The organism is Pseudomonas sp. EMN2 (genome assembly GCF_009650555.1).
GTDB classification, from domain to species: domain Bacteria; phylum Pseudomonadota; class Gammaproteobacteria; order Pseudomonadales; family Pseudomonadaceae; genus Aquipseudomonas; species Aquipseudomonas sichuanensis.
Map to the genome: position 1 here is coordinate 20,768 of NZ_VZZR01000033.1, position 8,214 is coordinate 28,981.

The 8,214-nt window shown below is 64.6% G+C and carries 8 protein-coding genes; 6 read left to right on the forward strand and 2 right to left on the reverse strand.

The window, feature by feature from the left end; all coding sequences use genetic code 11:
* Positions 1–7: 7 nt before the first annotated feature.
* The 3 genes from F6X61_RS11120 to F6X61_RS11130 are packed head-to-tail and all read left to right on the forward strand — an operon-like array spanning position 8 to position 2,414.
* Positions 8–787, forward strand: a complete 780-nt coding sequence (locus F6X61_RS11120; RefSeq protein WP_153786688.1) for a 5-oxoprolinase subunit PxpA — start codon at positions 8–10, stop codon at positions 785–787.
* Positions 784–1,479 (forward strand): 5-oxoprolinase subunit PxpB, encoded by a 696-nt coding sequence (gene pxpB, locus F6X61_RS11125; RefSeq protein WP_153786689.1) that lies wholly within the window; start codon positions 784–786, stop codon positions 1,477–1,479. The genes F6X61_RS11120 and pxpB overlap by 4 nt, the downstream gene beginning before the upstream one ends.
* Complete coding sequence (locus F6X61_RS11130; protein WP_153786690.1) at positions 1,476–2,414, forward strand: biotin-dependent carboxyltransferase family protein; 939 nt, start codon at positions 1,476–1,478, stop codon at positions 2,412–2,414. The genes pxpB and F6X61_RS11130 overlap by 4 nt, the downstream gene beginning before the upstream one ends.
* Before the next feature lie 108 nt (positions 2,415–2,522).
* On the opposite strand, the gene F6X61_RS11135 is transcribed toward F6X61_RS11130, so the two are convergent.
* Both F6X61_RS11135 and F6X61_RS11140 read right to left on the reverse strand, forming a co-directional pair.
* The gene (locus F6X61_RS11135; protein WP_153786691.1) at positions 2,523–3,701 is read right to left on the reverse strand and encodes a VWA domain-containing protein; all 1,179 of its coding nucleotides are present in this window, start codon (positions 3,699–3,701) and stop codon (positions 2,523–2,525) included.
* Positions 3,702–3,714: 13 nt separating this feature from the next.
* A complete protein-coding gene (locus F6X61_RS11140; protein WP_110992491.1) occupies positions 3,715–4,560 on the reverse strand; it encodes a MoxR family ATPase in 846 nt (281 codons plus the stop codon).
* A 294-nt stretch (positions 4,561–4,854) separates the two neighbouring features.
* Between F6X61_RS11140 and cysK the strand changes: the two genes are divergently transcribed.
* The 3 genes from cysK to F6X61_RS11155 all read left to right on the forward strand — a co-directional run bounded on the left by cysK (position 4,855) and on the right by F6X61_RS11155 (position 8,175).
* Positions 4,855–5,829 (forward strand): cysteine synthase A, encoded by a 975-nt coding sequence (gene cysK, locus F6X61_RS11145; protein WP_153786692.1) that lies wholly within the window; start codon positions 4,855–4,857, stop codon positions 5,827–5,829.
* A 167-nt stretch (positions 5,830–5,996) separates the two neighbouring features.
* Positions 5,997–6,932 carry an aspartyl/asparaginyl beta-hydroxylase domain-containing protein gene (locus tag F6X61_RS11150; protein WP_153786693.1) on the forward strand — a complete coding sequence of 312 codons (936 nt, stop codon included), beginning with the start codon at positions 5,997–5,999 and terminating at the stop codon, positions 6,930–6,932.
* A gap of 361 nt (positions 6,933–7,293) precedes the next feature.
* Complete coding sequence (locus F6X61_RS11155) at positions 7,294–8,175, forward strand: DMT family transporter (protein ID WP_153786694.1); 882 nt, start codon at positions 7,294–7,296, stop codon at positions 8,173–8,175.
* Positions 8,176–8,214 lie beyond the last annotated feature (39 nt).

The following is an 8,214-nucleotide window of genomic DNA, read 5'->3' on the forward strand; positions in this document are numbered from 1 at the left end:
AGGCAGCATGAACATCGACACGGGAAACAGCCAAGTGAAGCGCCTGCTACTCAATTGCGACATGGGCGAGAGTTTCGGCAGCTGGCGCATGGGCCTGGATGCCGAGGTAATGCCGTACATCGACTGCGCCAACATCGCCTGCGGCTACCACGCCGGCGACCCGAGCATCATGCGCCGTACCGTGGCCCTGGCGCTGGAGCATGGCGTGACCGTTGGCGCGCACCCGGCCTACCCGGACCTGGTGGGCTTCGGTCGCCGCTCCATGGCCTGCAGCAGCGAGGAGATCCGTGACCTGCTGCACTACCAGATCGGCGCGCTGGACGGCATCTGCAAGGTGCAGGGCGGCCGGGTGGCCTACATCAAGCCCCATGGAGCGCTGTACAACGACATGATGGCCGACCCGCAAAAGCTGCGTGCGGTGCTTGAAGCCGTGGCCGCCTACGACAGCAATCTGCCGCTGATGCTGATGGCCACCGCTGACAACAGCGCCGCCCAGGCCCTGGGCGACGAAATCGGTGTGCCGCTGTGGTTCGAAGCCTTCGCCGACCGTGCCTACACCGCCAGCGGTCACCTGGTGTCGCGGCGCCTGCCGGGCGCGGTGCACCACGAGCCGGCGCTGGTGGTCGAGCAGGCATTGCGCCTGGCCCGGGGTGAAGCACTGGTGGCCGATGACGGCAGCGCCGTGCGCCTTAATGCCAGCACCCTGTGCGTGCATGGCGACAACGACAGCTCGGTGGCTGCCGTGCGCCAGATCCGCCAGGCCCTCGACGCGCTGGAGCTGCCATGACGCCGCGTATCGAGGTGGTGGCGTTCGATAGCCTGATGGTGCGCCTGTTCGAGCGTATCGATGAGGCCAACATGCCCTGGATCCTCGCCGCCAGCCAGCGCCTGCGGGCGGTGTTCGGCGCGCAACTGATCGACCTGGTGCCGTCCTATACCACGCTGATGGTGCAGTTCGACCTGGCGCCGAGCGAGGCGCGCCAGCGCATTGTGCAAGCATTCGAAGGGTTGCAGCCGGATCCCGGCACCGCCGGGCGGCGCCACGAGATCCCGGTGTGGTACCACGCAAGCGTCGGCCCAGAATTGCCAGTGCTGGCCGCCCGCAGCGGGCTGAGTGAAACCGAGGTGATCGGCCTGCACAGCGGTCGCGACTATCCGGTATTCGCCTTGGGTTTCGCCCCCGGCTTCGGCTTCATGGGCTTGGTCGACGAGCGCCTGGCCAGCCCGCGCCTGAGCACCCCGCGCAAGCGCGTGGCGGCGGGCAGCGTGGGCATCGCCGAGCGCCAGACGGCCGCTTACCCTGCGGTATCGCCGGGCGGCTGGAACCTGATCGGGCGCACCCCGGTGCGCTTGTTCGACCGTGAGCGCGAAGGCTACAGCCTGCTGCAGCCGGGCGATCGGGTGCGATTCGTGGCCGTTGATCGGGCTGAATTCATCAACCTGGGCGGTGACGACAGCCCGTTGGAGGCCCAGGCATGAGCCAGTTGAGAATCGAGGCCAGCACCGCGCTGTGCCTGTTGCAGGATGCCGGGCGTTTCGGTGTGCGGCACCTGGGGGTGACCCAGGGCGGGGCGTTGGATTGGGTGGCCATGCGTTGGGCCAACTGGCTGCTGGGTAATGACCTGGACAGCGCCGTGGTCGAGATCGCCCTGGGCGGTTTCAGCGTGGTCGCCGAGCAGGATTGCGTGCTGGCGCTGGCCGGGGCTGATCTGGATGCGCGTATCGATGACCAGCCTGTGGCGCCTTGGTGCAGTTTCAGGCTGGGCAAGGGGCAGTGTCTGAGCTTGCGTCAGCCGCGCGAGGGCGTGCGGGCTTATCTGGCGGCGCCCGGCGGTTTCACCGCCGAGGCGGTGCTGGGCAGTTGTGCCACGGTAGTACGGGAGGCTTTGGGTGGCCTGGACGGCCAGGGCCGGGCGCTGTTGAAGGGGGAGGTGCTGCGAGCAGGTGCAGCTATCGCGGGGCAAGTCGCAGCGGCGCACCGCCGCTCCCACGTGCCACACGAGCTGCGCCCGGCGTACGCCGACAAGCCGGTATTGGATCTGGTGATGGGTGCGCAGATCGGCGATTTCGGCGGTACCAGCCTGTTCGAGGCGTTCAACCGCGACTGGACCTTGGACAGTCGCGCCGACCGCATGGGCATCCGCCTGCTCGGGCCGCAGCTGGTTTATCAGGGGGCGCCGATGATTTCCGAGGGCATCCCGCTGGGCGCGGTGCAGGTACCGCCGGACGGGCAGCCGATCGTGCTGCTCAATGACCGGCAGACCATTGGTGGCTATCCGCGGCTGGGCGCGTTGACGCCGCTGGCGCTGGCGCAATTGGCACAGTGCATGCCGGGGGCTTCGGTGCGGTTCAGGGCAGTGGTGCAGGATGAGGCTTGGCGGGAGCAGCAGGATTACCTGGGTCGTTGGTTGTAAGGCTGCCGGCCTCATCGCGGGGCAAGCCCGCTCCCACGCCATTCGCGCATTTGCAGGTCTGGCGTGGGAGCGGGCTTGCCCCGCGATGAGGTCTGTCCTGTCAATGCATCACTTGGACAGGTAACGCATCCCGTCTTCCAACCCCTGCAAGGTCAGCGGATACATCTTGTCCTCGATCAGGTCGCGCACCAGATGGGTCGACGCCGTGTACTCCCAGGCCTGCTTGGGGTACGGGTTGATCCAGATGATCTTCTTGAACTTCTCCATGAAGCGCTGAATCCACACATACCCGGCTTCTTCGTTCCAGTGCTCGACGCTGCCGCCCGGCTGGGTGATCTCGTAGGGGGCCATGGCGGCGTCGCCGACGAAGATCACTTTGTAATCGTCGCCGTACTTGTGCAGCAGGTCGAAGGTGGCGAAACGCTCCGAGGTGCGGCGCAGGTTGTTCTTCCACACCGACTCGTAGACGCAGTTGTGGAAGTAGTAGTACTCCAGGTGCTTGAACTCGGTCTTGCAGGCCGAGAACAGCTCTTCGCACACCTTCACATGGGCATCCATCGAGCCGCCGATGTCGAACAGCAACAGCAGCTTAACGGTGTTGCGCCGTTCGGGGCGCATCTGGATGTTCAGCAGCCCCGCGTCACGGGCGGTGTGGTCGATGGTGCCGTCGATGTCCAGCTCTTCGGCGGCGCCTTCACGGGCGAACTTGCGCAGGCGGCGCAGCGCCAGCTTGATGTTGCGGGTGCCCAGCTCGACCTGGTCGTCGAGGTTCTTGTACTCGCGCTGGTCCCATACCTTCACCGCCTTGCCCTGGCGCTTGCCGGCCTCGCCGACGCGGATGCCCTCGGGGTTGAAACCGCCCGAGCCGAACGGGCTGGTGCCGCCGGTGCCGATCCACTTGTTGCCGCCGGCGTGGCGTTCCTTTTGCTCTTCGAGGCGTTTCTTGAACTCCTCGATGAGTTTGTCCAGGCCCCCCAGGGACTGGATCTGCGCGCGTTCCTCGTCGCTCAGCGAGCGCTCGAATTCCTTGCGCAGCCAGTCTTCGGGGATCAGCGCCTCGATGTGCCGGTCGAGGTTGTCCAGGCCCTTGAAGTAGGCGGCGAACGCGCGGTCGAACTTGTCGAAATGACGCTCGTCCTTCACCAGGATGGCCCGGGCCAGGTAGTAGAACGCGTCCATGTCGGCGAACACCACACCCTTCTGCAGGGCGTGGTGCAGGTCGAGCAGCTCGCGCACCGACACCGGCACCTTGGCCGCGCGCATTTCATTGAACAGGTTGAGCAGCATGGCCCGGCTCCTGTCAGCGGTTGCCGCGCCGGCTCATGAAGGCCAGGCGCTCGAGCAGTTGCACGTCCTGCTCGTTCTTGACCAGGGCCCCGGCCAGCGGCGGGATGGCCTTGGTCGGGTCGCGTTCACGCAGCACTGCTTCGCCGATGTTGTCGGCCATCAGCAGCTTGAGCCAGTCGACCAGTTCGGAGGTGGAGGGCTTTTTCTTCAGGCCCGGCACCTTGCGCACGTCGAAGAACACGTCCAGCGCCTCGCTGACCAGCGACTCGCTGATCTTCGGGTAGTGCACATCGACGATGCGCTGCAGGGTGTCGCGGTCGGGGAAGGCGATGTAGTGGAAGAAGCAGCGGCGCAGGAAGGCGTCGGGCAGCTCTTTTTCGTTGTTGGAGGTGATGATGATGATCGGGCGCTGCTTGGCCTTGATGGTCTCGTCGGTCTCGTAGACGTAGAACTCCATCTTGTCGAGCTCTTGCAGCAGGTCGTTGGGGAACTCGATGTCGGCCTTGTCGATCTCGTCGATCAGCAGGATCACCCGCTCCTCGGCCTCGAAGGCTTCCCACAACTTGCCCTTTTTCAGGTAGTTGCGCACATCGTGGACTTTGTCGGTGCCCAACTGCGAGTCGCGCAGGCGGCTGACCGCGTCGTATTCGTAGAGGCCCTGGTGGGCCTTGGTGGTCGACTTGATGTGCCAGGTGATCAGGCGCGCACCGAACGAGGCGGCCAGTTGCTCGGCGAGCATGGTCTTGCCGGTGCCGGGCTCACCCTTGACCAGCAGCGGGCGCTCCAGGGTGATGGCCGCGTTGACCGCCAGTTTCAGGTCGTCTGTGGCGACGTAGTCGCGGGTGCCTTCGAACTTCATGAACCGATCCTCTGAGGGCTTCGAGGGCCTCTTCGCGGGTAAACCCGCTCCCACAAGCGACTGCATTGCCTGTGGGAGCGGGTTTACCCGCGAAGAGGCCGCTGCGGACAAGCGCTGATTGTTGGCGACGACTATAACCCCAGCCCCGACGCCTGCAAACGCAGACCCGGTATTCAGTCCCTGAATGGTCCGTCACGACCGGCCGCCCGGCAAGCGCGATCAGGCTTTACGCTCCCCCGTTGCAGGCTTACCCTGATGTTTTTCCCTGCTGTTTCATGTTCAAGGACACCTGTCATGAGCCGTATCTACGCAGACAACGCCCACTCCATCGGCAACACGCCGCTGGTGCAGATCAACCGCATCGCCCCGCGCGGCGTGACCATCCTGGCCAAGACCGAAGGGCGCAACCCTGGCTACTCGGTGAAGTGCCGGATCGGCGCGAACATGATCTGGGACGCCGAGAGCAGCGGCAAGCTCAAGCCGGGCATGACCATCGTCGAGCCCACCTCGGGCAATACCGGCATCGGCCTGGCCTTCGTGGCCGCCGCCCGCGGCTACAAGCTGATCCTGACCATGCCGGACTCGATGAGCCTGGAGCGGCGCAAGGTGCTCAAGGCGCTGGGCGCCGAGCTGGTCCTGACCGACAAGGCCAAGGGCATGAAGGGCGCCATCGAGAAGGCCAACGAGATCGTCGCCTCTAACCCCGCGCAGCACTTCCTGCCGGGCCAGTTCGACAACCCGGCCAACCCGGCCATCCACGAGAAAACCACTGGCCCGGAAATCTGGAACGACACCGATGGCGCGGTCGATGTGCTGGTGGCCGGCGTCGGCACCGGTGGCACCATCACCGGGGTGTCGCGCTACATCAAGCACACCCAGGGCAAGGCGATCCTGTCGGTGGCGGTGGAGCCGGTGAATTCGCCGCTGATCAGCCAGACCCTGGCCGGCGAGGAGCTCAAGCCCACCCCGCACAAGATCCAGGGCATCGGCGCCGGTTTCGTGCCGAAGAACCTCGACCTGTCGATCGTCGACCAGGTGGAGACGGTTACCGAGGAGGAGTCCAAGGCCATGGCCATTCGTCTGATGCAGGAAGAGGGCATCCTTTGTGGCATCTCGTGTGGCGCGGCGATGGCGGCGGCGGTGCGCCTGGCCGAGAAGCCGGAAATGCAGGGTAAGACCATCGTCGTAATCCTGCCCGACTCCGGCGAGCGCTACCTGTCCAGCATGCTGTTCAGCGACATGTTCAGCGACCAGGAAAACCAGCAGTAAGCAGCAAGTTGCAAGCTTCAAGCGGCAAGATCAAAGCGGCAAGATCAAAGCCTGAGTTGACGCAGATCAGCTTGCCGCTTACAGCTAGGAGCTTGCAGCTCCCCCGGAGGGGGTTATGATGTCCGGCTATTCGGGGATGGCCAGATTTCCCCTCCAAGGAGTGTTGCATGACCTTTTCCTTTGTCGCCAAGGCCGGTGTATTGCTGGTCTTTTTCGGCAGCGTGCTGTTCGTACACCTGCGCGGCAAGGCGCGTCTGCCGGTGTTGCGCCAGTTCGTCAACCATTCGGCGCTGTTCGCCCCGTACAACAGCCTGATGTACCTGTTCTCCGGCGTGCCTTCCAAGCCGTACCTCGACCGCCAGCGCTTCCCTGAACTGGACGTGCTCAAGGACAACTGGCAAACCATCCGCGAAGAGGCCATGCGCCTGTTCGACGAGGGTTACATCAAAGCCGCGGAAAAAGACAACGATGCCGGTTTCGGCTCGTTCTTCAAGAAGGGCTGGAAGCGGTTCTACCTCAAGTGGTACGACAAAGCGCTGCCGTCGGCTGAGGCGTTGTGCCCCAAGACCGTCGAACTGGTCAACAGCATTCCTAATGTCAAAGGTGCGATGTTTGCCCTGCTGCCCGGCGGCAGCCACCTGAACCCGCACCGTGACCCGTTTGCCGGTTCGCTGCGCTATCACCTGGGCCTGTCCACTCCCAACTCGGACAATTGCCGCATCTACGTCGACGGCCAGCCTTACGCCTGGCGCGATGGCGAGGACGTGATGTTCGACGAGACCTTCGTGCACTGGGTGAAGAACGAGACCGACATGACTCGGGTGATCCTGTTCTGCGACGTCGAGCGCCCGCTCAACAGCCCGTTGATGACCCGCATCAACCGCAAGGTCAGCGCCTTCCTCGGCCGTGCCACCGCACCGCAGAACACCGACGACGAGCGCGTGGGCGGGATCAACCAGGCGTATGCCTGGAGCAAGCGTTTCAGCAATGTGATCAGCTCCCGCGTGAAGCAGTTCAAGCGCGCCAACCCCAAGGCTTACCGCGTGCTGCGGCCAGTGCTGGCGGTGCTGGTGGCCGTAGCACTGTACCGCTGGTTGTTCTGACCCGCAGGGGCAAGCCCGTTCCCCCGCGTGGGAGCGGGCTTGCCCCGCGATGAATACACCGATATATTCCGAAACATTCACTTCTGCAGACGACTTGTTCATGCCAGCCATCCCTTCCACCACTGCTTACGTTCTCGCGCCTGTCGCGGGCGTGGTCGTGCGTGGCAGCCAGCAGCCGGCCATGATCAGTCACTACCCACCACCTGTCAGTGGCGTCGTAGGCGGCGTAGCTCCGCCTCCTTGCGTGGTCGTGCTGGGCTGAGCCCCATCACACACGCAACCTACTGAACACGGTCGGCTATCCCTCGATACGCGATAGATCCGCCCGTACGGCTTTCCTTGCCCATACAGGTGGCAATACATGTATTTCTTCAACAAAGCATCCGTGGCCTCGGCGGCCACCACCAGCCTGTTCGTCCTGCTGTGGAGCAGCGGGGCGATCGTCTCCAAACTCGGCCTGGCCCAGGCCAGCCCCTTCGCCTTCCTGTTGCTGCGCTCGGCGTTGGCACTGGCCGGTCTGCTGCTGATCGGCCCGTTGCTCGGGCTGCGTTGGCCGCGTAGCCGGGGTGGCATCCTGCGAGCCATGGGTACCGGCTGCGTGCTGCTTGGCGCGTACCAGATCTTCTACCTGCTGGCGCTGAACACCCACGTCACCCCGGGCGTCATGGCCACGGTGATGGGCGTGCAACCAATCCTCACCGTAGTCCTGATGGAGCGGCAGCGTTCCTGGAGCCGTTTGTTCGGCCTTGGGCTGGGGCTCGGCGGGCTGGTGATGGTGGTCTACCAGAGCATCAACCTGGGCGGCGTCTCGTTGCTCGGGATGCTGTTCGCCTTGCTGGCGCTGGCCAGCATGACCTGCGGCTCGATCCTGCAGAAGCGCATCACCGACAACCCCATGGGCACCCTGCCGCTACAGTACCTGGCCGGGTTCGGCCTGTGCGCGCTGTTCGCGCCGTTCCAGCCGTTGCAGGTGCAGTGGAATGCCAGCTTCGTCGGCGCGCTGCTGTGGATGGGGCTGGTGGTCTCGTTGCTGGCCACGCTGCTGCTGTACCGGCTGATTGCGCGGGGCAACCTGGTCAATGTCACCAGCCTGTTCTACCTGGTGCCGGCGGTGACCGCGGTGATGGATTTCCTCATCTTCGGTAACCGCCTGGCGCCGCTCAGCCTGCTGGGCATGGGGCTGATCGTGGTCGGGTTGCTGTTCGTGTTCCGCAGGCCGGCGATGCGTACGGCGCAGGCCTGACGCCTGTAGGAATGTGGGAGCGGGCTTGCCCCGCGATTG

Bases quoted from the DNA above. Each gene is read 5' to 3' on its own strand.
- F6X61_RS11120 (WP_153786688.1), top strand. From the start codon at position 8: ATGAACATCGACACGGGAAACAGCCAAGTGAAGCGCCTGCTACTCAAT.
- pxpB (WP_153786689.1), top strand. From the start codon at position 784: ATGACGCCGCGTATCGAGGTGGTGGCGTTCGATAGCCTGATGGTGCGC.
- F6X61_RS11130 (WP_153786690.1), top strand. From the start codon at position 1,476: ATGAGCCAGTTGAGAATCGAGGCCAGCACCGCGCTGTGCCTGTTGCAG.
- F6X61_RS11135 (WP_153786691.1), bottom strand. From the start codon at position 3,701: ATGCTGCTCAACCTGTTCAATGAAATGCGCGCGGCCAAGGTGCCGGTG.
- F6X61_RS11140 (WP_110992491.1), bottom strand. From the start codon at position 4,560: ATGAAGTTCGAAGGCACCCGCGACTACGTCGCCACAGACGACCTGAAA.
- cysK (WP_153786692.1), top strand. From the start codon at position 4,855: ATGAGCCGTATCTACGCAGACAACGCCCACTCCATCGGCAACACGCCG.
- F6X61_RS11150 (WP_153786693.1), top strand. From the start codon at position 5,997: ATGACCTTTTCCTTTGTCGCCAAGGCCGGTGTATTGCTGGTCTTTTTC.
- F6X61_RS11155 (WP_153786694.1), top strand. From the start codon at position 7,294: ATGTATTTCTTCAACAAAGCATCCGTGGCCTCGGCGGCCACCACCAGC.